Below are 337 nucleotides of genomic sequence, written 5' to 3'. Positions count from 1 at the left end.
ATCTGAGCGGACATGGAGGACGGCCTTCAAGTCGCGTCGGCCGACGCCCCAGGTCCTGGACGCACTCGGGGCATTAGGTGCTCGGAGCAGCAAGATCCTGATCTGGGATGAGCCATCTTCGCTTACGGGTCCGACAATTCGTCAGCAGGTGCCGGCATGAAACCGACACGTCTACTCACTGCTGTTCAAGCAGGAGAACTGCTCGGAGTTGATGAGACCACAGTCCGACAGATGTGGCGCGAAGGTGAGCTTAAGTGCGTGCACATCGGGCGCGGTCGCAAGGTTTCTGATGCCGAAATCTCGCGCTACATCGAGGAAAACGAGCAGTTTGCGCCCA

Annotated in this window: 1 protein-coding gene; it reads left to right on the top strand. The window is 58.8% G+C overall.

From position 1 onward, the window contains the following. Positions 1-156: 156 nt before the first annotated feature. Positions 157-337: helix-turn-helix domain-containing protein (locus AC3XQU_RS23400; protein WP_489876541.1), on the top strand; the 181-nt coding region annotated here is incomplete at its 3' end.

The sequence above is a fragment of the Telluria sp. AZSoR62 genome (assembly GCF_058111565.1).
The sequence above is the reverse complement of the archived record's forward strand: the minus strand, read 5'-3'. Positions and strand labels throughout refer to the sequence as shown.